This window comes from Pseudarthrobacter chlorophenolicus A6, from assembly GCF_000022025.1.
In the GTDB taxonomy this organism is placed as follows: domain Bacteria; phylum Actinomycetota; class Actinomycetes; order Actinomycetales; family Micrococcaceae; genus Arthrobacter; species Arthrobacter chlorophenolicus.
The window spans coordinates 130,373-151,799 of the sequence record NC_011879.1; the positions used below are offsets into that span (position 1 = coordinate 130,373).

The 21,427-nt window shown below is 64.2% G+C and carries 26 protein-coding genes; 18 read left to right on the forward strand and 8 right to left on the reverse strand.

Annotation, left to right across the window (positions count from 1 at the left end; translation table 11 throughout):
- Window positions 1-31: 31 nt before the first annotated feature.
- The gene (locus ACHL_RS23930; RefSeq protein WP_012623085.1) at window positions 32-796 is read right to left on the reverse strand and encodes a hypothetical protein; all 765 of its coding nucleotides are present in this window, start codon (window positions 794-796) and stop codon (window positions 32-34) included.
- Window positions 797-1,491: 695 nt separating this feature from the next.
- On the opposite strand from ACHL_RS23930, the gene ACHL_RS20775 reads away from it, so the two are divergent.
- From ACHL_RS20775 to ACHL_RS23565, 12 genes are all read left to right on the forward strand, one after another.
- A complete protein-coding gene (locus ACHL_RS20775) occupies window positions 1,492-2,598 on the forward strand; it encodes a hypothetical protein (protein WP_139187253.1) in 1,107 nt (368 codons plus the stop codon).
- Window positions 2,599-2,974: 376 nt separating this feature from the next.
- Entirely contained in the window at window positions 2,975-4,357 is a 1,383-nt protein-coding gene (locus ACHL_RS20785; RefSeq protein ID WP_012623088.1) for a vWA domain-containing protein, read from the forward strand.
- Entirely contained in the window at window positions 4,350-5,114 is a 765-nt protein-coding gene (locus ACHL_RS20790; protein WP_012623089.1) for a hypothetical protein, read from the forward strand. Before ACHL_RS20785 ends, ACHL_RS20790 begins: the two co-directional genes overlap by 8 nt.
- Window positions 5,111-6,064: an RNase H family protein gene (locus ACHL_RS20795; RefSeq protein ID WP_012623090.1), complete on the forward strand. Its 954-nt coding sequence runs from the start codon at window positions 5,111-5,113 to the stop codon at window positions 6,062-6,064. The genes ACHL_RS20790 and ACHL_RS20795 overlap by 4 nt, the downstream gene beginning before the upstream one ends.
- 62 nt (window positions 6,065-6,126) lie before the next feature.
- The gene (locus ACHL_RS20800) at window positions 6,127-6,621 is read left to right on the forward strand and encodes a hypothetical protein (RefSeq protein WP_012623091.1); all 495 of its coding nucleotides are present in this window, start codon (window positions 6,127-6,129) and stop codon (window positions 6,619-6,621) included.
- A gap of 285 nt (window positions 6,622-6,906) precedes the next feature.
- Entirely contained in the window at window positions 6,907-7,275 is a 369-nt protein-coding gene (locus tag ACHL_RS20805; protein WP_012623092.1) for a hypothetical protein, read from the forward strand.
- Window positions 7,276-7,344: 69 nt separating this feature from the next.
- Window positions 7,345-7,779: a DUF6884 domain-containing protein gene (locus ACHL_RS20810; RefSeq protein WP_012623093.1), complete on the forward strand. Its 435-nt coding sequence runs from the start codon at window positions 7,345-7,347 to the stop codon at window positions 7,777-7,779.
- Window positions 7,780-7,885: 106 nt separating this feature from the next.
- Window positions 7,886-8,029 (forward strand): hypothetical protein, encoded by a 144-nt coding sequence (locus tag ACHL_RS24340; protein ID WP_012623094.1) that lies wholly within the window; start codon window positions 7,886-7,888, stop codon window positions 8,027-8,029.
- A 152-nt stretch (window positions 8,030-8,181) separates the two neighbouring features.
- A complete protein-coding gene (locus ACHL_RS20815; RefSeq protein ID WP_012623095.1) occupies window positions 8,182-8,541 on the forward strand; it encodes a hypothetical protein in 360 nt (119 codons plus the stop codon).
- Window positions 8,542-8,706: 165 nt separating this feature from the next.
- Window positions 8,707-9,402 carry a recombinase family protein gene (locus ACHL_RS20820; RefSeq protein WP_012623096.1) on the forward strand — a complete coding sequence of 232 codons (696 nt, stop codon included), beginning with the start codon at window positions 8,707-8,709 and terminating at the stop codon, window positions 9,400-9,402.
- 299 nt (window positions 9,403-9,701) lie between these two features.
- A complete protein-coding gene (locus tag ACHL_RS20825; protein ID WP_012623097.1) occupies window positions 9,702-10,400 on the forward strand; it encodes a nuclease-related domain-containing protein in 699 nt (232 codons plus the stop codon).
- Window positions 10,401-10,441: 41 nt separating this feature from the next.
- The gene (locus tag ACHL_RS23565) at window positions 10,442-10,804 is read left to right on the forward strand and encodes a hypothetical protein (protein ID WP_012623098.1); all 363 of its coding nucleotides are present in this window, start codon (window positions 10,442-10,444) and stop codon (window positions 10,802-10,804) included.
- Between the two features lie 34 nt (window positions 10,805-10,838).
- Here the strand turns inward: ACHL_RS23565 and ACHL_RS24860 are convergent, their stop codons facing one another.
- Window positions 10,839-10,964: a hypothetical protein gene (locus ACHL_RS24860; RefSeq protein ID WP_012623099.1), complete on the reverse strand. Its 126-nt coding sequence runs from the start codon at window positions 10,962-10,964 to the stop codon at window positions 10,839-10,841.
- A 301-nt stretch (window positions 10,965-11,265) separates the two neighbouring features.
- Here ACHL_RS24860 and ACHL_RS20835 point away from each other — a divergent pair, with 301 nt between their 5' ends.
- Entirely contained in the window at window positions 11,266-11,523 is a 258-nt protein-coding gene (locus ACHL_RS20835) for a hypothetical protein (protein WP_012623100.1), read from the forward strand.
- Window positions 11,524-11,718: 195 nt separating this feature from the next.
- On the opposite strand, the gene ACHL_RS20840 is transcribed toward ACHL_RS20835, so the two are convergent.
- Window positions 11,719-12,411 (reverse strand): hypothetical protein, encoded by a 693-nt coding sequence (locus ACHL_RS20840; RefSeq protein WP_012623101.1) that lies wholly within the window; start codon window positions 12,409-12,411, stop codon window positions 11,719-11,721.
- Between the two features lie 132 nt (window positions 12,412-12,543).
- On the opposite strand from ACHL_RS20840, the gene ACHL_RS20845 reads away from it, so the two are divergent.
- Both ACHL_RS20845 and ACHL_RS24345 read left to right on the forward strand, forming a co-directional pair.
- Window positions 12,544-13,683, forward strand: coding sequence for a MoxR family ATPase (locus ACHL_RS20845; RefSeq protein WP_012623102.1), 1,140 nt, complete (start codon window positions 12,544-12,546; stop codon window positions 13,681-13,683).
- Between the two features lie 359 nt (window positions 13,684-14,042).
- Window positions 14,043-14,534: a hypothetical protein gene (locus tag ACHL_RS24345; protein WP_157672508.1), complete on the forward strand. Its 492-nt coding sequence runs from the start codon at window positions 14,043-14,045 to the stop codon at window positions 14,532-14,534.
- A gap of 43 nt (window positions 14,535-14,577) precedes the next feature.
- Here ACHL_RS24345 and ACHL_RS20855 read toward each other — a convergent pair whose 3' ends face one another.
- Window positions 14,578-15,027: a hypothetical protein gene (locus tag ACHL_RS20855; protein ID WP_012623104.1), complete on the reverse strand. Its 450-nt coding sequence runs from the start codon at window positions 15,025-15,027 to the stop codon at window positions 14,578-14,580.
- Window positions 15,028-15,059: 32 nt separating this feature from the next.
- A complete protein-coding gene (locus ACHL_RS20860; protein WP_012623105.1) occupies window positions 15,060-15,251 on the reverse strand; it encodes a hypothetical protein in 192 nt (63 codons plus the stop codon).
- Between the two features lie 111 nt (window positions 15,252-15,362).
- Here ACHL_RS20860 and ACHL_RS20865 point away from each other — a divergent pair, with 111 nt between their 5' ends.
- The 3 genes from ACHL_RS20865 to ACHL_RS20880 all read left to right on the forward strand — a co-directional run bounded on the left by ACHL_RS20865 (window position 15,363) and on the right by ACHL_RS20880 (window position 18,038).
- The gene (locus ACHL_RS20865; RefSeq protein WP_139187254.1) at window positions 15,363-16,559 is read left to right on the forward strand and encodes a hypothetical protein; all 1,197 of its coding nucleotides are present in this window, start codon (window positions 15,363-15,365) and stop codon (window positions 16,557-16,559) included.
- Window positions 16,560-16,688: 129 nt separating this feature from the next.
- Entirely contained in the window at window positions 16,689-17,465 is a 777-nt protein-coding gene (locus tag ACHL_RS23570) for a deoxynucleotide monophosphate kinase family protein (RefSeq protein WP_012623107.1), read from the forward strand.
- Between the two features lie 48 nt (window positions 17,466-17,513).
- Entirely contained in the window at window positions 17,514-18,038 is a 525-nt protein-coding gene (locus ACHL_RS20880; protein ID WP_012623108.1) for a hypothetical protein, read from the forward strand.
- 66 nt (window positions 18,039-18,104) lie between these two features.
- Here ACHL_RS20880 and ACHL_RS20885 read toward each other — a convergent pair whose 3' ends face one another.
- Genes ACHL_RS20885 through ACHL_RS20895 form a run of 3 tightly spaced genes read right to left on the reverse strand, consistent with a single transcriptional unit; the run spans window position 18,105 to window position 21,288 of the window.
- Window positions 18,105-18,833: a hypothetical protein gene (locus ACHL_RS20885; RefSeq protein ID WP_012623109.1), complete on the reverse strand. Its 729-nt coding sequence runs from the start codon at window positions 18,831-18,833 to the stop codon at window positions 18,105-18,107.
- On the reverse strand, window positions 18,833-20,560 hold the full coding sequence (locus ACHL_RS20890) for an RCC1 domain-containing protein (RefSeq protein WP_012623110.1): 1,728 nt from the start codon (window positions 20,558-20,560) through the stop codon (window positions 18,833-18,835). The genes ACHL_RS20885 and ACHL_RS20890 overlap by 1 nt, the downstream gene beginning before the upstream one ends.
- Window positions 20,557-21,288 (reverse strand): hypothetical protein, encoded by a 732-nt coding sequence (locus ACHL_RS20895; RefSeq protein ID WP_012623111.1) that lies wholly within the window; start codon window positions 21,286-21,288, stop codon window positions 20,557-20,559. Before ACHL_RS20895 ends, ACHL_RS20890 begins: the two co-directional genes overlap by 4 nt.
- Window positions 21,289-21,427: the final 139 nt, after the last annotated feature.

A 21,427-nucleotide genomic window follows, 5' to 3' on the forward strand; every position in this document is an offset into this window, starting at 1 on the left:
AGCCAGCTGTCACCAGTGGCTAGGACGGTTCTTAGCCGCCGCCGCCGCCGCCGCCGCGGGCTGGCCCGGCCTTCCCTTCGTCCAGGACGTCGTCAGGGACGATGATGTCCTCGACAACCACGGCCTCGAGGTCATCCGTAGATTCTGGGCTCTTGAAAGCCTTGCGACTGGCCCGAATGAGCCACCATGCGAAGACGGAGTTGGTTGCCCAGCCAAGACCGGCACCCACCACGCGCTCGGCCGCCTCGTCGACCACGATGAGGCCTGATTCACCTGGCGGGACGATGAAGCCGTCACCCAGGACCCAGTTGATCGGCTTGTAAGCCGTCTCGCGAATCTTGGCGACGGCCATCCCTGCCCAATGCGGCGCTGTTCGCGAGGCCAGCACACTGATGGCCTTGTCGGTATTTCTTGCCAGGAGAACGGACCGAACCAGGTCCTCACGGTGCCTAAGCTCTGAATGCGGTGAATCGTGGGCCTCAGCGACGGCGAGGACGAAGAAGACAGCGGCCTCCAGAGTTTCCGTGCCGGTCGAAGTGGTCCCGGTTGTGCTCCGAGGTGTTCCTGCCGCACCCGATTCTCGACCGATCTGACGTGCCTTTTTCCAGAATTCGGTTTCAAGCTTCCTGACAAGGTCAGGCTGGGAGAGTCCTGGATGTTCCTGCCGCAGCCAATTCACGTGCTCGATTGCGTCGTCAGCCTGTGTCTTCAGGGCGAGCTCAACTGTCCGTCTCGTAAACGGCTCGATGGTGCCCGGCCTGCCGGTGGGTCTCCTGGTGCCTCGTTGCTCTGCCAATCCGCGCTCCTCATGCAAGGCCAGCGGTCCCTGGTCTCGCGCGGGCGGTGAGCTTCGCGTGATGCTGGCACTGAAAGTATGCCCCATGGAGGATCGGCGGCCGCGGATAAGGTCGGAGCGGAGTGAAGCTTTACGGGCGGAAGCGTTTTTGCGACTTACGGCCGTCAGCGTTGAAAAAGTGATTTCCAGGGCTCGGCGGAAAACGTGATAACCATCGTCTCTGGAGGCCGGTAAATCGTTCCTCAGGTTATCACGGCCCCGAAAACGGACGTCTCTCACTTGAAGGGCAGGAAGCCACTCCACCACAAACGACCCCCGAAACGCTCGGGAACCTGCCGCCGGTAGGGTGACCAAACGGGCTTGCATCCCAACACTGGAGCGGATTTTGGATGTCGCGGGACCCTCACTCGACCAAAACGACCGCGGAGGATAGGACCTCTATGGAAAGGAAGTGTATTAACTAGGAAAAAAGGGGGGGCTCTAGGAAGAGAGAACAAGGGCCCCCTTATATATATCTCTATTTCTGGTCGTTTAAGTAGAGTAGTAGTAGTAGGGGCCCTATATTCCCCGGTATTCCGCGGATTTTCCCACTCGACCAGGTGGTCGTTTTGTGGTCGTTCGGTGGGAGTGGCCGGTAGAGCGGATCCAGCCCTCAACCGGTGAGCGTGCCGGCCGGCGCCGCACACATACAGACCATGACAGCCACTGCAATCGCCCCCACGTCCCCTAAAGACATCCTCGCTGCGTACCGCGCGGATGCCCGTGCCAAGGCCACGGCCGACGGACGCCCCGGCGACCGTTCAGACTTCCCCGGCCTGGGCCTCCCGGCCACCGGGATGATCTACTCCCGTGCCAAGGGCCTCAAGTACCACCCGCTCAACGCCCCGGCCATGGACCTCTCCCCGGACAAGCTCGCCGAGCTCCTGACCGAACCCCTGGCGTGCACCGTCGTGCCCGACGCAAAGACCTGGGCCAAGGTCATGGTCATGGCCGACAACATGCCGTCCAACGACTTCAAGGCCCTTGGCCGGCGCATGCGCATCAGCCGTGGACTGCCCGTATCGCTGAAACTGCCCATCTTGACCGAAGCTCTGAGCTACCGTTACTGGCTGCAGGACAACCTGACGGAGACCAGCTTCGAGGACTGGGCTGACGCCTTCAACGTCAAGGGCCCGTCCGTCGGAATCACCATGCGGTCCTTGATCACCATCGCCGAAAAGGGGCAGCGCCCCACCGCCCTTCGATACGAGGTCTCGGTGAAGTCCCTGGAGGAAACCGAGCGCAAGATCATGGACCAGGCCGCATGGGGCGGAATCTCCAACGACTGCTTCGTGTACTCGATGCTGGAAAGCTTCTCGGCCAAGGCCAACGGCCTGCGCACCATGGACCCCGGCCTGCTGGAAATGCACGTCATCGACGGCCAGGCCTGCCGGATTGTGCCGATGAACTCTGACGCCCGCGAGTTCTCCGCCTCCGTGTCCTCCCCGTTCAAGCTCAAGGAAGGTAAGAAGATCCGGCTGACCGACGGGAAGGAAATGGTCGAGGTCGATCTCCGGGCCCTGCGTTTCGGCGACGGCGCACTGCACGCAGTGTTCTCCCAGCCCAGCTCCCGTGGTGCCGGACTGCTCATGGTCAGCAAGGCCCGGAAGCTCGAAGCCAAGCTTTACGCCATCGACGGAGTATTTGAAAGCTTCGGCGCCGGACCCAAGAACAAGCGCTGGCTCGGCGACGATGTCCAGAAGCTGAGCGGCCGAGACGTTCCCTTGGACGTCATGCTCGCCGGGGCACCGACGACCGACTAACCCCCACCGACCACCCTGCCCCTGCCACCGGCTGTCATAACCCACCGGCAGGGGCAGGGCTTTTCACGAAAGCCTCCATGAAAAAGACTGTCCCCTCCGTCCTGGCGATCCCAGAGATCGAGCTGAAACACCACTTCTGGCTCGACCTCGGGTACCTGGGAGGAGTCGATTACCGTTTCGGTTGGAGAGTCGACGATGAAGTCCGCTCGTACGTGGTGGTATTCCGGGGCGGCGCCTCAACGAACGGGAAGCCCGTCCGGGGCCCAGCCGTCCTCTGGGCGGGATAGAGGCCGAAGCCCCTCCTGGAGCTATTTGGCAACTGGATCGGCCCGGTGCCGTGAAGAGGCGCTCCGCGGATGCCGCACACATTACGGGCATGAGAAACCTCGCCGCTCCCACTGACGACCAGATGCTGCACTTTCAAGCGTGGCGTGCCACCGCTTTGCAGATCATGCCCTACATGGGCTCGCTGATGTTTTCGCTCCGCCCGGTAAATTCCGGCGCGGTGGATACGTTCGGTGTTGACCCGGGCCACCGCCTCTACATCAACTTCGACAAGGTCATCCCGATGGGTGCCCAGTTCGGTGCCGAGGCGCTGCTCCACGAGTGCTCCCACCTGCTGGCCGAGCACGCAGAATTGGCCGAACTCGCCGGTGTCTCCGACGACGAGCACGAAACTTGGAACGTCGCAGGCGACATGGCCATCAACGATGATCTGCGGGACGCCGGGTGCAACGCCCTCGCCAAGCACGGTGTGTTCGCTGCCATGATCGGCGAGCCCGACTACCAGACCCCGCTGCACTACATGGAGGTTCTGCGGAAGAAGCAGGGCAGCAAGCCCAAGCCCCAGCAGGGCCAGCAGGGCGGTCAGGGCCAGCCCGGACAGGGAAACCCCTCCACCGGCCAGGGTCAGCCCCAGCAGGGCCAGGGTGGCCAGGGCCAGCAGACCCCGATGAAGGGCTGCGGTTCAGGTGCCGGAGGACGCAAGGGCGGTCACGAACTCGGTGACGACGAAACGATGGGCGGCAAGGCCGAGGCAGCTACCCCGATCGAGAAGAACCTGGTCCGTATCGCGACAGCATCAGCCGTCCGCCAGCACCAGGAACAGCACGGCATCGGCTCGGTCCCCGGCGGTATCTCACAGATCATCGACGAGATTCTCACCCCGTCAAAGACCCCGTGGGAGCGCGTACTGGCGTCCTTCGTCCGCCGCGCCGTCGCCCACAAGGCCGGATACCACGACGCGACCTACACCCGCCGGAACCGCCGCCGGATGAACGAAACCATGAGCGACGGCAAGGGCCGCATCCTGGGCCGCGTGATCGCCCCGGGTTACATCAAGCCCACTCCGTCCATCTACTTCTACCGCGACACGTCCGGCTCCGTCAGTGACCACGATCTGGCCATGGCAACCAATGAAGTCCTCGGCATCGCCCGGAAGCTGAGCATCAGGGGCGACGACCTGGTCGTCGCTGACGTGGACACGATCGTCCACCAGACCGTGAAGTTCAACGGCAAGGACTCCGTTGCCGAAATCGCCGGTCGCGGCGGCACCGACATGGGCGAGGCCATCGAGCACGCCCTGTCGCTGCCGAAGAAGCCTTCAGCCATCGTGATCGCGACCGACGGTGAGACCGGCTGGCCGGCAGAACGCCCATCGGTTCCGGTGATCGTCCTGCTCGTCAACGTCCGTTCCCAGCATTGGATCGACAACGTCCCTGAGTGGGCCAAGCTCGTGGAGGTCAAGGACAATGACTGACCTGACCCTGAACGTTCCGCACGGCTACCGCCTGACCCCCGGCACTGATCTGCTGGATCTGGCGGCCCGGCTGCGCGAGGCGATGGAACCGATCCGGGACCGGATCGAAATCGAACAGGTCGCCGAGTTCGCCGCCAAGGCCTTGGATGCCGCTGACCTGGCCGGGACTCCCCGGCCGGAGTCGGTCATCTTCGACGCCGTCCAGGCCCAGACCGTGCACGTCGGGCAGATCCTTTCCGGTGAGCACAGCTGCGCCCTGAACACGGTGAAGATCGCCGTCACCGACGATCCCGAAACAGGCGAGATGTACGCCCTGATGTTCCCCAAGCAGCAGGCATTCGCGCAGGAGCTGGACGAGATGGAGCTGGGCGACTACTACCCGTACTGGAACGAGGAGGAGACTGAAGCGCCCCGCCCCACCGGCGTTTCGGCTGCCGAATGGGCACGCCGGGCAGCCACCTGGACACGGGTGCTGCGCGGCACCAACCCACTCGACCCGACGGGCATGTTCATCATCGAGATCGGCGCCGCCTACCCGGACGCTGACCTGATCAACCGCGCCGCGGACGTACTCGCTGCCATGCCCACGAAGGAGCAGCGTGTCTTCCACGCCATGCACGAACTGCAGCACAACCAGGAGTTCTCCAGCCAGGGGGAGCTGATGGCCTTTGTTGCCACGCTTCCCGAACATCAGGAGCGCATCCAGTCCAGCCTGAAACCGATCACGCTTGCAGACATCGCAGGCGGTGCCCGGTGACTGCCATTCCGGTGCCGGCTCCACCGGCCGCCCGGTTCATCCCGGCTGTTACGGCGGTGAACGAACGCCACGGCGTGACGGTCCTGGTGGACCGCCAGCCGAACCTGTGCCGCTGGGCGGTGCACACTCTCGTCGATGGCAGGGACTTCATCGTCTCGGGCCCCGCCAAGGGCGAACCCACGAACCCCTCCAACCGTGAGCTCGCAGGACAGATCACCCAGGCCGTCGCCCGCATCGCCAAACGCACCGGGGAGCAGCCCTCGCAGGTCTTCACCGGTGACTGGGCCACAGCGGAACTCCTGCGCGCCAAGTCCACCCTCCCTGTCACTGACCTGACCGCTCCGCCGGCATCATTGGCTGCGGCTCGTGAAGCTGTCGCCGAGGTGGAGCGCGGACTCGTGTCCGGCCTGGTCCTGGCCTGCGACTCATCCCGGGGCCGCGGCAGGACCGTCAACGGTTGCGGCTACGTCCTTGCCTACGCCAACGGTGCCGATCCAATCCTGGGCGCCTACACGGCTGTCAGTGCACACGGAGGCATCCGGGCCGGGGAACTGGCGGCGATCCGCCGCGGGCTGCAGTCCACCCTGGGTCACCATCCGGTGCTGCGCGAAGGCATCGGGGACCTGAAGATCCTCACCGACTCCAAGGCCGCCCTGGAAGTCTTGGACCGGGTCTCCACCGGGTCCCTTCAGCCATTCGATGACACCGACTCGATAGCGGAATGCAAGCGCATCCTGGGCTCGGCCCGCGGTGTGAACATCTCCTACGAGTGGGTCCGCGGCCACAACGGCCACCCCCTGAACGAGCTGGCAGACCGGCTGGCGGTGCTCGCGCGCCGGAACCGGGAAATGGGTGTCGACGAGGTGACCAACGCCCGGATGATCGCCTCAATCCGCGAGGAGGCCAAGGGTATCCAGGCGAGGGAGTGGACCACTCTCGCGGCGGCGTAACTCGGTGACGGCGAAGGAAGCCAATCGCCGGTGGTTTTGACGTCGCTGGATAGGCTTCCTTCATGACTGAAATCCTGAAGACCGCCCGCTCCAGCTACGGAGACTGGAAGGGCACCGCAGCCGCCGATGAACACCAGACCACCGGCCACCGGACCCCTTACGAAGTCGTCGGTCTCGACCCGGATGAGTGGTGGATCGTTGGCTTCGACTTCCAGGGCGCGGACCTGACCAGGAAGGACGGCCTGTACGTCTACGCGGTCCGGAAGGATTCGATGGGCATTACCAACTGGGATGCGATTCAGCTGCACGGCGAAGCCAACGGTTCTGTCCCGGTCACCAGCTTCCTGGTCCACGGGGTCGCGCCAGTGGAACTCATCAGTGAGTCCTTCAACCAGTTCCAGATCCAGCTGCGGACACGGAACGTCGGCCACGATCTGGACATCGTGGCGCGCGACGATCTGAATTACGACGCGGAGACCAACACCGTCCTGCCCCGCTCCAGCTCGGAACCCGGAGCGCTGGCTGCTCTTCGTGAAGCCCGCCGTCGCGAGGAATAGTCCGTCCGGGATGTGACGTCGCTGCCGCTAAACAGGATTGACCTGGCGGCTGAGCGCTACTCCGTCACGCGCATAGATGATAGCTGCGCCGAAGGTGAAAGGCCGGCGGCGGGCTGGGTGAGACAGGAGGCGCTTGGGGGCAAGCCTCGACTGGCTCTCCGCCGCCGGCCTTTGTCCGACCCTACGTCCTAAACCTTGGGAAAACCCAAGCGGCCAGGCAACAGCAGGTTCTCTACGCATGTTTGAGGGTAGAGAACCTGCCCCTGCTGCGCCCTTGGAGTCACCGTGAAGAAGCTCATCGCCCCCGCACTGCTTGCCGTCCTGGCACTGACCGGCTGCTCTGCTACTGCCACGCCGGCCCCGTCAGCAACCGCGCCCGCACCGCCCGCTTTGACGATAGCCAAACCGACTGAGGCTCAGAAGACCGCGCTGATGGCGGACCTGGCAAAGGTGAATCCCCAGTTCGAAGGGACGCGCACCCTGATCAGCGCCAGCCTCGCCTGCCGGACAATCCTCAAGGGGGAGCCGGAGCAGGCACAGATCATGATGGCCCAGGACCGCTTCTCCAGGTCAGCCGATAAGCCCGTCACAGAGGCCGACGCGAAGCGGATCATCGAAATCATCAAAACCAACGGCTTCTGCGTGAAGGCCTAAGGCCGGCCACAGCACCTTTCGCCGGGCCGCTGGTGTGGCCTGCATCTTCGAAGAACGGGAACCGGGCCCATGAATAGCAAACCGTGCACGGTCGGGCTGGTGGCCTGCGCCTCGCAGAAGCTGGCCTACCCGGCGCCGGCACGGGACCTCTACGTCTCGCAGCTGTTCCGCAAGGCGTCGGCCTATGTCGAGCTAACTTGCGACACCTGGTACGTGCTGTCAGCCAGGCACGGCCTCGTCCACCCGGACCGGATCATCGAACCCTATGACGTGAGGTTGACAGGGTCGCCGGCGCCGGCGCCGGTACGGCACTGGGCGGCCATGGTCCGAAGCCAGCTGGAAGCCGAACTTGCCGGCATCCACGGCGTCAGACTGATCGTCCTGGCCGGCAAGCAGTACCGGGCCGCACTGGAAGGCAGCCCGTGGCCTATCCAGATCCCCATGGAGGGCTTGGGTATCGGGCAGCAGCTCGGCTGGCTGACCGGAAAGCTGGTCGGGGAGTAATGCCAGATAGCATGAATGCCATGGGGGAGAAGCAGCTCGACGAGCACCTGCGGCGTGCACGGTGAAGCTCAGGAAAGCCGCCGAGCAGCACCGCTAAAGTATTGGGGTGGAGATTACAGGCACCATTGAAGCCCCCGACGGATCGACAGACCGCATCACGGCGGTAGGCGAAACCTACGAAAACGCGAAGAAGGCCCTGGAAGACATGGTCCCTGAGGGTTCCAAGCTGATCGTGATCCGCACCTTCTAGGCCGGTCGCCTCCTACTAAAGCGGCAGCATATTGCCGAAGTGGCATGGCGGTCCCCATCAGGACCGGACGGAAGACCTGGTTCGGCAATTTCCTGCCGATTCCAAGCGACATGACTGTTCAATTGTGGGCGGCAACTCAAGGGAGACGGACGATGACCGGAGACGATCTGAATGGCCTGCTGCCGGCCGTGAAGCATCGGGTACCAACCAAGCACGTCAGCACCATCGGCAGCACAGCCGTGTTCGTCCTGCCCACACAGTTCGCCGGCTACATGAAGCTTGCGGGCGTGGGCCACCGCTCGGCACTTCGCGACGCAGCCCTGAACGAGCTGGGCAAGGCCACCGACCTCCAGGTCATCCAGGATGTAACGACCATTTACGTCAACCTCGCGCCGGGGTGCTCCGTTCCGGACGGGCATCTCCAGACCAGCTTCAAGATCAGTCGAGGGCGGTCCGCGTCCGCCTATTACGTGCTCCAGAGCATCTACCCGGAGATGCGGCAGCGCCGGTAGCAGCAGCCAGTCCTGGCGTCTCAGGAACTCTACTTCTAAGGGAAGTACGGGAAACCCTATTAATCCCGCCATTCCGGGCGTTAATGTGTCTCGTAAACCCCGTCTCACCGCAACGTCTCAAGACACCTTAAGAGTTCATGAGACGAGACAGCAGGAGGGAGAGCCGTGAAGCTGGGATACGCCCGGGTCAGCACCACCGACCAAAAGGCCGCCATGCAGGTCGAAGCGCTGATGGACGCCGGCGTCGCCAAGGACAAGATTTTCGTCGACGAGATGTCGGGTGCGAAGGCGGCACGGGAACGTCCCAAGATGGTCGAGCTGTTGAATTACGCCCGGGAAGGTGACGAGATCTACTGCTGGCGCATCGACCGTCTGGGCCGCTCCCTGGTCGACGTCGTCACCACTGTCCAGGACATCACGGATCGCGGCATCAGCCTGTACTCCATCATGGACGGCGTAGATCCTTCCACGGCTCACGGACGACTTCAGCTCGGCCTGTTCGCAACACTGGCTGAATACGAGCGTGAGCTCATCAACGAGCGGGTGCGTGCCGGTGTCATGGCGGCCAAAGCCAGGGGAGTAAAGTTCGGGAAGCAGCCGCCCAAACCTGACACCGTCCAGACGAAAATCCGCGTCGTCCGCCAACTGCTCAGTGAGGGAGCGGAGGTCAAAGCCGCGGCCGAGGCGGTCGGCTGGTCACGGGCCACCCTGTACCGCTACCTGAAGCAATTCGGCCCGGAGACTGTACCCGAAACCGCAGTCGAAACCCGCAAGCCACGCAGTCGCTCAATCTACGCGGCCAAGACCGCCACGGCCCCGCGGGGCACAGACTCTGCTGGTCGCAGCCGCAACCGCAACTGAAGCCCTCGACCAGGTTTCGCATCGTAAATGAGGCCATCCCTGCGGCATCTGCGCATGTTCCACGGTAGATGCCAACAGAGGGAGCTATGCCGTGGTCGATTTCAGCTGGATGAGGTCAAAAGGGCCGGAGAACGAGGCCAACGGCTCATCAGCGGTGGCTGTCCTTTGAGCCAGAAGCCCTGCCTGCACAGGAAGCAGCCGCGGAGTTCGTTTACAACCCCTGGAAGCTCAAGGAGCTGCGCCGGCTTTACGTCAACCTGCCGGATGGAACCAAGATCGGCTACCTGGACTTGGCGACCATGGATGTTGTCCCGGAGTCCGCCCAGACGCAGGGACTCCTGCAGCAGGCGCTTGGCCGGCTGTCTCCGGGCGCATCGGTGCGCCGCTTCATACAGGCGGCGCAGGAAGGGCCAGCCCTCATCAAGGAGGATGAGGCTATTCTGCCGGCTCACTTGCCCTGGAAAGACCTGGCGGCCAACCGTCCGGGGCAGCGTATTGAGCACATGGACGACGATACTTACCGGGCCGGCGTGGCGGGGGAGCAGCGCACCGCAGGTGTCCTCGCCATCCTGGAGCGACGCGGCTACCAGGTTCTTCATTCCCTGCCCCTGAGTCCCAGGAAGGATCTGGACCACCTGGTCATTGGCCCGACGGGTCTGTGGGTGCTGAACACCAAGTCAACGAGCTACGCGGTGACCGCTAAGCCGGACGGCTCGGTGCACTCCGACGGCTACCGGCAAAACTGGCTCGAGTCCCTGGAACGGGACGCCGGATTGGTGGGGCAGTACCTGTCCACCGCTGCCAGAATGGAGCTTATCTGTCAGCCCCTGGTGTCCGTCTGGTCGACGCAGAGTGTTAACAGTACGAATGGCCGACTAGCAGCCGGCGGTGAGGTCCCCGACGTGATCGAGGGTTCGGCGACAGCCTTCCCGTCTGAATGGGTCGACGTTGTTTACAACGTAGCCCGCCGCTCTGATACCTGGACTGCGCACCACTGATGCACGTTGACCCGGTTGGCGATTCCTCGGAGAGTTGCCCTATGAGCCAGGGGAAGCGGGCAGTGGCACGGGTGGCGGTGGCTGCAGGCGCCGTAACACTGGCGGCGGTCCTGGCCGCGGTCGGAGTGCGGCTCTGGAATGTGCACCTGCAGACCTCGGACTGGACCCTGACGCCTAGGGAAGTGCCGTCAAAGGTTCAGTACGATGCCCGCGAGTTCAACTGCGGCCCGGACGCAAAACCGCGCCCGGGACGCACCCTGGACGGGCTGACTGTTCGAGGGAAGACCGCTGGCGGCGCCGACATCTATGCCGCCGAACCACCGCCAGGGGACAGTGTGGTGACCTTCATATCGATCCGCACCGCCGACGGCGTTTTCGTTTGCGACCTGATGGGCGGGCCATAGGGCATTGCCCTAGCAGGGCGGGCTTCTGAAGGACTCACCGCCCCATCACCTCCAGGACATCGAACACGGTCCGGAGCAGCGCCAGGACCAGGCTGGCCGCCGCGATCCACAGACCGGCAATCTGGACGCGGGTCGATTTGCTGCCCCCTTGTTCGTTCATCTGAGACCGCCCTTCACTTGCTGGGTGACCATCGTAGGGACCATGCGCTGACACTCAGAGCGGGCAGAATTGGCGCTTGTAGCGGCTATTCACAGCATGTCCACCGGGACTTCCGGGCAGGGCATGGCGGCTGTGCACAACTGCCCGTCGGCTATCCACCGAGGATTGGCGGCGTGTCCAGACGCCCGGGCGTGTCGTGCGAAGCATTCGACATCCACAAGGTCCCACACCTGTGCAGCCGCCTCTGCCAAAAATCAACTGAGCCCTCTAACGGAGAGGGACGCTAATAAGGAGTAGGACCATGACGACCGTTTATACGTTGGACCTGGGTTACTCGCCCGAAGGTGGTTCTGTCCACCCTGTCGATCGGGTGAGAACTCTTCAGAGCCTGGATGCAGCCAAGGTTGCCGCGGAGCAGGAAGCAGGAAAGCAGCTGCGTTGGCGCTGGATGGAGGATCGCCGAGTCTGGCGAGCCGAAGTCGGCTATCAGCGTGCCGCGGAGATCAGCGAGGGCACCCGTGTGGAACGCATCGATGTGGAGGTCTGCCTGATGTCCTGAAGATCTGCCGGCGGGCGGCCCTCTCATGTCTAACCTGACCAGGGCCGTCCTGTCGGCGTCCGCTCCTGTTTCCTCCGAGGAGCCAATAGAGGGAGTACACGTGGACGATTTCCGTCGGATACGTCCGGTGAGCAACCGCTGGGGCCGGGCAACCCTACGTCTTTTGCCTCCTTGGCCGGCGCATCACAGCAGTAATCAATTGCGGGAAGGATGTGCTGTCAGCCGCCAGGCTACGCGGTCGGCGAGCCATGAGTCGAAGGCCACAGCGTAAGTCCTGTCCCTGACACGCTCCTGGTAAGTCACCCATAGCCTGGCCTCGGCATCGAAGTCGATCCGGCCATCATAGAAGTGCTGCTGGGCGGGCCATGCCGCCCGTGGAAAGTAGACCCCGTGCCCCCAAGTGCCGACCTCGATCATGTTTGCTGGCCCTTGGGCGGTTTCACCCCAGGTGGACAGGTTCACAGCCTTGCCAGATGGAGGGACCATCCCTCCGGGATTCCTTATCGCAACGGGCTGCTCCACCGGACCGTTAGAGCCACTGACCAGCATCCAGGCCGTTGTCGGTGCCTTGAACTCACCCACAGGTGACCAGTGCCCGGCGAACGTGTGGACGTTTCCAAAGTGCAGTTGCCCGTCGGTCGAGATGAACGCGCGGACTTTCTCGTGCTCTCCGAGGTACCAGCCGGTTCCGCCGTCCAGTGTCATGTCGTATGCAGACTGTTCAGCGAGGTAGTCACGGGCCTGACGTACCGTATTCAGGAAAGCGGCGTGGGCCAGCGGCTTGGCCGAATCGTACTGCCGGCGGAGGGCTGTTTCCCTGTCCTCGCGGCTCGCTGCGGCTGCCTGTGCATCCGCGGCGCGGCGCCCCACCAGTTCTTCGAATGACACCCGGGCCCGCCCTTCCAATGCTTTTGCCGTCACTATAGCCGAGCGGCCCGGCGGGGAGAGGGGTCGGGGACTCCGTACACATGAGAGGTAAGCAAAACGGGCAACCGCCCACCTACCTCTTAGGAGAACAAGATGGCTACGATCAACACCTACCCCGGCTCCCCGTTCCAGCGCGCTCTTGCCGCCGGCGTCCAGGCCAACGTCCCTGTCGGCGTGATTGGCGAACCCGGCCAGGGCAAGACGGCGACGATGGAGTCCGCGACCTCCGGTTGGGGCCGTCACGTGGAAACGGTCATCGGTTCCAACCGTGAAGCGACTGACTTCCTTGGCGTCATGATCGAAGATGAGGGCGCGATCAAGTACAGCTCCTTCCAGTGGGTGAAGAACCTGAACGACGCCGCCATGGGCTTGCTCCTGCTCGACGAGTTCAACACGTCCGCACCGTCCACGATGAAGGGCATGCTGCGCGTCGTACAGGAACGCTATGTCGGCGACACGAAGCTGAGCGACTCCGTCTCCATCGTCGCATTGATGAACCCCGTCGAAACCGCTGTGGACGCCTACGACCTCCCGGCTCCGATGGCCAACCGTATGATGCACCTCAAGTGGGTATTCGACTCCAAGAACTGGCTCGAAAACGTCGGCACCGACTTCCAGGCCGCCGCTCCCCTCCAGCTCTCCGAAATGCTCGCCGCCGACCCGGTCGCCCGTAAGGCTGCCGTGTCCGCCGCAGTGACCACATTCCTGAAGGTCAACTCCAAGTTCCTGACCCCGCCGGTCCCGACCGACCCGGTCAAGGCCGGTGGCGCGTGGCCCTCCCCGCGTGCATGGACCAACGTGATCAACGTCCTGTCCCAGCTTGACCGCTACGACGAGGAAGCTGCTTTCCTGGTCGTCGAAGGCCTCGTGGGCGAAGGTGCCGCGACCGAATACTTCAAGTGGCTCGCCGCGGCCGACCTGTACGATCCGGCCGAAGTCATCGACGGGACCGTGCAGGTCAACTGGAAGAACGAACGCGCTGACCGCCTGTTCGCTCTCGTTCAGGGTGTGTCGGCACTGGGCCTGTCCGGTGACGCGGAACTGTGGCGCAAGGCAGCACTGGTCCTCGCCAAGTGCGCTGAGTCCGGCAAGCCCGATGTGGCCTTCCCTTCCGCTCAGAAGCTCGCGAACAACATGCCCAAGGGTGTCCGTGGCATCCCGCAAAGCTTCGCCGACGCCTTCATGGAGCTGTTCAGCAACACGAAGTACAAGGTGGCCGTCTCCGCCAAGTAGGCCCCAAAGAAACAGCCCCCGGCATCACGCCGGGGGCTGTTTTTGCGTCAGCAAAAGAACCGAATGCTGTGGGCTAGGATCCTCGGATGGACTACTGCGAAGTTTGTGGCCAGCAGGCCGCATTTCGATGCGTTGATTGCAGCGCCTACCGCTGCAAGCCGGGAACCTCGATCACTCATCCGGTCACTCATCCGACGGACAGCCACCTCACCGTGAATATCCACGGCGAATTCGATGTCGTGCTGGCACCACACCTGGGGTTCATCGGGAATCTACCCGTCGGCTTCACGGGCAGCCGCTGCGAGCACTGTCTAAGGCAGAAGGGGCTGGAACTCAGCGGCAGGCTAAAGGTTCAGGGCATGAACGGCGCACCTTCGTTCATGATTGCCGGACGGCTTATTGCTTTGTTCAGGATCCAGTTTGAAGGCAACCACTGGTACCCCTCCATGGCGGGTTGGAGGTCAGGCTTTCAGACCCCGGCGGACTTGCTGCGCGCTGTCGCACAACACCGGGCATCAGGCCAACCATGGCGACCGGCCTGGATACGCGGCGGGGAGAAGGACGTCCAAGTCCTGGACGTCCCCCACCAGGTCGGGAACTGGGACGACGGTTACACGAACGTTCCGTGGGGCGTGGACGGTCCCCTGGCAGTAACCGAGGACGGGCGGGCCGTGAAACCGGCCAAACGGCCGGCGTTCAGCTTCGCGCCGCAAAACACATGGTTCTACGAACCGATCAGTGCCAGGCTGCTCGACGAGTCCGCCCTGACGGGCGAACAGGAGTACAGCCTTCTGCAGTACGTTTCACAGCTTGACCAAAGTAACCGCCCAACGCAGCTGGTCACCGCCTGATTTTCGCTCTTCTTCAAGACAGGACAGCGGCCCCGCGATCAATTCAGCCTTTGCCGCCGTCAATGAGCCGGAATGACTGGACCTGCTTTGGCCACGGGTAAAGGGCCTCCTTGCGCTCGAACCCTATCGTCCCATCCGGCCGTTCCACCATGGCTGAATCCTGATGGGAGCCCGCGGCGTGAGCCATGGCCGCAAGGACAAGCTCCAGCAGTGTCCGGTCCATTGACATCTCATCGGACAGGCTGATCCGGACATCCTCACCACCCAGGGACGCCGCGATCATCAGGAACCGCTGTTCCCCGCTGGACAGCCCGCCAATCTCCTCCGGTATCGATGCGAAGTCGATCCAGGGCCGGCCATCGTCGTTCTTCATCCATGGCCAACCCGGTTCAACGAAACGGCCGCTGAAACCGCGCAGCAGCAGCTCGGTAGCGGCCTCCAGGGGAAGGGAGCCCTTAGCCCAGGCGCGCAGTTCGTCCGGCGTATTCGTCATTCGGGCATCATGTCACGACGGCACCGTCATCGTCAGGCCGGCTCGACGAAATGCACCTTGTTGATGGCGTAGGTGGCGCACAGCCCGTCCGCTTCGAAGTACACCTCGAAGCAGCGGATCATCCCGGTCGTGCCGAAGTTGATAGTGCCCACGACTTCTCCAGGGTCCGCACGTCCTTTGACGCGGACAAAACGGCCGGTGGTCTTCACGTTCAGTTCACTCATGTGTCCAGTCTGAGCCCGCGGAAAGAGCCGTTGGGGGATGTCGTGCTGTGTCCGTCTTACGCAGCACCCGTGCCGCTGTCACTCTTCCGCGCAGCCGCACACAAGCAGGGCATGAGCATCGATTCCAAGCCCCGTCAGCCTAAAGGCATTCCCGTCGGCGGTCAGTACGCCGCTTACGCACACGCCGAGCCCGGCACCTCCCTGGACGTCGCCCGCCACCGCCAGGCCATGGCGCAGCGCCGCGAGCTGTTCCGCGCCAACGGCTTCGTGCCGGCCGCAACGCTGCAGGCCGTCAATTCACCCACCACAACTGAGCGCCGCGAGGAATGGTGGAACCGGAACTTTGTCGCCGCCGAGTACGGCACCGGCGGCAAGAACTACCCGCAGATGCCCGACGACAACACCCCGTCGATGCACACCGGCCAGGCCATGTCCGGGCACCGGCGGACGCACCGGATGAACTACGGCAACAAGGACATCCAGCTCCGCATGCCGTCCGCGACGGCTATCCGGCGGTTCTCCCAGGACAACGGCAACCCGACCTTCGATGTCCCGGTCTCCGTATCCCTCAAAGGCGGCGCTCCGGTCCAGGGCTGGGTCCGTGTCACGAAGACCGGCCCGCACACGTGGGAGACGACGACTTTGGGCGGCAAGGGCGACGCAGGGGACCAGGTGTCCGAGGCAGTGGCCGCCGTGCTCGAGTCCCGCCGCGTCACCATGGCCCTGGCCCGGGTTCCTGACCTGCTGAAGGCCCGTAAAGAGCGTGAAGCCGCCAAGGGCGCCGCGCTCACACCGGTGTCTTCCTCCTGGATCGACGAGGTTGGCTTCGATGAGAACACCAACACGATGGCGACCCGGATCGGGGACAAGCTGTACGGCCACAAGGTCTCCAAGCAGTTCTTCGAGGCCGTCAAGACCTCGGAACGTCCTGGCCAGGTCTTCAACAAACTGGTTCGTGCGCACCAGCGCGCGGCGGTCGTACAGTGCGGGAAGTGCCGTCACTTCACCTCCGCCCTGGTCTCACACACCTGCCCGTCCGGCCACAAGGCTGAATCGGGCATTGGACTGGCCCATGTGGAGCGTGCGCGCAAGCGCGCCGAGTCGGTCGCTGCAGCCAACTCCCACGGGATCAACCCGGTGACGAACGTGGCGCCTGCCCCCACGCCGGTCAACACCGCCCCATCCCGGTTCGCCCAGCCGGTTCCCGTCAAGAAGACCGGCCTGCCCGCACCCCGCAAGCCGGAGAGCGAGAAGGGACCGGCAGCACTGGCAGCACACCTGAAGAGCACCGACACCGCAGGGTTCTGATCCACCGGAAGCCCCTTCGTCCTTTCCGGGGCGGAGGGGCTTTCCCGTGGCCGGGCCGAAACACTGACACCCGCCCGCCCGGGGACCGCATAGGGACAGTGACCGCAACACAGCATTTGAGAGGAACTCATGAACATCACCGGTTTCCACGGGGTCGCCCACTCCGGCAAAGACACCGCCGGCGCGCACCTCATCGACAACCACGGCTACACCCGGTACGGCTGCGCCGACCCGGTCAAGGAGCACGCCTACCTCCTGGACGTCCGCGTCAACGGCACCATCACCCTGTCCATGCTCCTCGAAATCCTCGACTACGACTGGGACAGGGCCGAAAACCACCGCGTCCACGGACCCGAAATCAAGCGCACCATGACCGTCTACCGCGACTCGCTCGTGCACGGCGTGTTCGGCCAGTTCACCCGCACCGTCGAGGAGCTCCGCGAGGACCTGCTGACCCTGGACCCGTTCCTGGACGGGAACGTGTCCATGCGCACCCTGCTGGACTCAGTCGGCGGTGACTGGGAGCAGGCGAAGTACCACCGCTTCCACGGACCGGAGGTGCGCCGGCACCTGCAGATCTACGCCACAGAGGTTTGCCGGGACAACTTCGGCCAGGACATCTGGGTGCAGCTGCTGGCCCGCCGCGTCGCGAAGGAACGGCCCCGCGCGGTCGTCATCACCGATGTCCGGTTCAACGAGGAAGCCGAATGGATCACCGCCAACGGCGGGACCGTCGTCGAAATCACCCGCCCAGGATTCGGGCCCGTCAACGGCCACATCTCCGAATCCGGCATCGACCGCAAGTACATCACGCACTCCCTCAGCAACGACGGAACGATCGACGACCTGCGCGATCTGCTCGACGACACACTGAAACTGACACCCGCCGTCCTGGCAGCCGCATAGAGCCTCCCAGAAGCACAGCCCCGGAACTTATCAAGGAGAATCATCACCATGGCATCACTCACCATCGAAGGCGCACTGCCCGACACCCTGCCCGTCCGTGAAGACGGCACCGGCTACCCGTTCGCCCTGGCGTGGGAAGACAAGGCCGTCCTGGCCGACACCCGCACCGAGCTGACCGCCGAGCTCATCGAAGGGTACGCCGACCTGCCCGAGACCGAGGAAGGAGACACCGAGGCCCTCTATGCCCGGTACCGCACCTCCGTGCAGATCGCCAACACCCTCCAGCAGGTCCTGGCTGCCAACGCCACTGAGGAAGGCACCTTTGACCCGTCCCTGCAGTCCGAGGACGTCCTGACAGCCATCTTCACTGACCGCGCCGAGAAGATCGACGAGATCCCCGAGTGGACGAACACGGACGTCCCGCTGGTCCTGGTCGCCACCGAATACGCACCCTACGGCACCGCAACCAAGCCGGCGGGCAACGTCCTGTGGATCGACCCGTTCACCGAGACGACGTTCCTGAACACGCTCTCCGAGATCGGCATCGTGGAGCTGCTCGTCAACGAGAGCTAGTATCACCAGCGACACAAGAGAAGCCCCCGGCCGCCGCGTTGCAGCCGGGGGCTTCGTACTGCCCGGCTACGGCAGGGCGGTGAGGTCTCCTTCGGGAACGAAATGCGTCGGCGCGTCGGCGGCTTCCTGGATCACGCTGAGGTTGTCGGCGGTCTGGGCAATCCGGTACTCACGCTTCCGGTCTGTGGAGTTGGCGACGGTGGTGGTCAGAGCGACGGCGGCAAGCTTCGGGGAGGACCAGACTTTCGCTGGCACACCACCAGGGGCTGCTTCCGGGCCCGCCAGCGAAGCGGTGCCCCCCGTGTACACCAGCTGCCGGCCGCCCGCATTGGCATAGGTGAAGGAGCTGGCAGGGTCGGCGTCGGTGATGATCGTCTGCGTGGACGGCGCACTCGGTTCCCCGGCGCAGCGGACCGGGTTTACGGTCGAGTCCGCCGACGGGTAGTCCACCACGGTGACGTCCACTGTTGCTTTGCCTCCACCGGCAGGGGCGATGGCCCACGTTGCGACGCGGCAGCGGCCGTTCTGGCCGGGAACCGTGAGTTCGAGCCTGTGCCCGTCCGTTGCCGTGATTGACGAGGCCCACAGGATGTCCGAACGGAGGGTCGAATCGGTCAAGGCAGCTTCTTTGGTGACGTCGGACCGGTCTGTGATGATCTTCTGGAACAGGGCGATGCCCAGGATGCCGGACGCGATCGCCCCGATCACCACCAGCATGACCAGGGCGCCGATCAACGTTGTGATCATGTAGTTGCCGGCTTCGCTCTGGAGGATCTGCCTGACGCGCCGGGTCATCACTTGCCGCCTTTTTGATAGCCGGTGAAAGGCAAAGGGGTAAAGGGCTGGCGGGCTGCAGGGGCTGGAGCGGCCGTTGCCGTCGATGCCCCATTCCCGGTCTGGCCGACGTCGTTCTGGCCCCAGCACGAGGTCTCGTTCCGGGCATCGGTCACGCAGGAGAAGCCAGAGCCCGTGGAGAGGCTCCTGAGAGCCTTGAAACTGCCCAGCGGGTTCGGGGAGGTCACCGGGGCTGTGGAGCCCTCACGGGACTGCCCGTAGGCATTCGCGCCCCAGCATCGGGCTGCGCCGTCGGAGGTGAGCGCGCAGAATGACCCGCTGTTGCCGGTGGCGGCCGTGATCAGGGTGTAGGTGGTGTCAGGTGTGACTGCTGCCGGGTCCTTGGCATCGGAGGTGGAGCCGATGCCCAGTTGGCCCTGGGCGTTGTCACCCCAGCACCAGGCGTGGCCGCCGGCGTCGAGGCCGCAGACAGCTGAGGGGGACACAGTGAGGGTAGTGAAGTCGTGGTTGCCGGTCACGGCGGAGGGGACCAGGGATTCGGCAGTAGAGCCGTTGCCGAGCTGGCCGGCGTCGTTGTTTCCCCAGCACCATGCCTTCTTCCCGGTGTCGATGGCGCACAGCAGTGAGGGGACGTCGGCTCGGTCCTCGTTGGCGGCTTTGACCGCCGTGTAGGTGCGGCCGCCGGTGACCTCTGTGGGTGTGCCCTGCGCGGGTGCTGGATCCACGCCGGTACGTCCGGTCGTGGCGTTGGACCAGCAGAAGATCTTCCCGTCTGCGTCCAGCCCGCAGGCCGTGCTGGCATCCAGTGCCAGGGTGGTGAATTCGTGGCTTCCGGCAACCGCGGTCGGCTCGGCGGCGGGGTCTGGTGTGGCGTTGCCCGGGTTCTGTCCCCAGCACCAGGTCTTCTTGTCGGTGTCGATGCCGCATGTGGTGGTTGGTCCGGCGAAGAGGGCGCTGAACCGGTGGTCACCTGTGGGTGTGACCGGGGTGGTGGAGTCGGTTCCTGTGGTGGTACTGCCCGTGCCGAGCTGGCCGTGGTCGTTGTCGCCCCAGCACCATGCCTTGCCGTCGTCGGCGAGGCCGCAGAAGGTGTTGCCGGCGGCGGTGAGTGCGGTGAACGTGGCGGAGCCCTGGACCTTCACGGGCGCGGTGCGGGTGTTTGTGGTGCCGTCCCCGAGCTGGCCCTGGTCGTTGGCGCCCCAGCACCAGGCGGCTCCGGCGCCGTCGATGGCGCAGCTGGAGTTGCTGCGGGAGGTGAGGCTGGTGAACCTGTACGGTGTGCTGTCGCCCTGGCTGGACCAGACAGGGTTGCCGAGGCTGTCGTAGCCGCTGATCATGGTCGGCTTGGTTTGCCGCAGGGTGCTGGTCCTGGATGAGGGTGTTTTGTCGCCGATCTGGCCTTCGATGGTCAGCCTTTGCACGCCGTCCGTGGTGGATCCGGCCGTGATCTGGGTGCAGAGGACGCCGGAGCAGGTGCGGTCGCCAGGAACCGGGGTTCGGTGGATCAGGGCGTTGACGTAGGCGTCCTGGCTCTGGGACGCCTTCACGTTCAGCGCCGCCTGGCTTGTCGTGGAGGTGGTGGCGGCCAGGGAGGCGATGACCGATGCGACGATCGCGGTGAGTGTCAGGGCGGTGAAGACCGTGAAGGCCATCGATGCCACGACCGAGCCCCGCTCGTTAGCGAGCCTGGTTCGGACGGCGTGATGCAGCCGGCGAAGGGATGTCATGGGGTCGGGGCCTCGTAGATCATGGTGCTGGCGGTGTCGAGGGTGGCCGCGCCGGAGAGCTGCATGAACAGCCTGCTTCCGGGAGTCACCAGAAGCCGGCCGTAGAAGTACCCGGTCTGGCCGGCAGGGATGTTCACGACGAGCTTGGCGTCGGGGTGGTCCCGGTTCCCGAAGGTGACGGTCGAATTGTTTGTCGCGCTGGTCATCTTGAAGACGTAGCGGAGTTCGGTGGCGCCGGCCGGGGCGGTGAAATCGGTGAGGGCGCCTTCGGTGCCTGCACTCAACGGGACGGCCTTGATGTCGACGCCTGCCTCGCTGGTGGTGATGGCGGTGCTGGAGGTCATACACGTTGTGGAGTCGAGGCGCTCGGGACCCGAGCAGTCGGCGCCCTTGGCTGAGGGCTTAGGTACCGCGGCCTTCAGGAACGTCATCCCGGCAGCAGGCTCCTCGCGCCAGAGGGTGACGGGGATGTCCTCTCCGTTCACGGTGCGGGTGAGGGTGTGCGGGGTTTCGGTGTAGCTGCCGAGGTTGGGCTTTTCATCACTGAGGACGGTGTTGAGCAGGATGCTGCGCGTGGTGGCATCGTCATTGCCGGTAGCTGCTCCGACGGCTCCCACCATGATCGATCCGGCTGCGACCATCATGATGACGATGATGACCGCCCCGACCATTGAGTCGATGAGAAGGTCACCGCGCTCTGAATTGAGGATCCTGCGGATTCGATTCAAAGGGTGCCTCCTTTCGGGCCCGCGTGCCCGCGGCACTGTGATCATGTGTGCGGCGCGGGCATTCCTGCTCCCCGGGCATGGTTCGTGAACGCAGGAGGGCCGCCCGAACGAATCCGGGCGGCCCTCCAGGAGTTGCTGG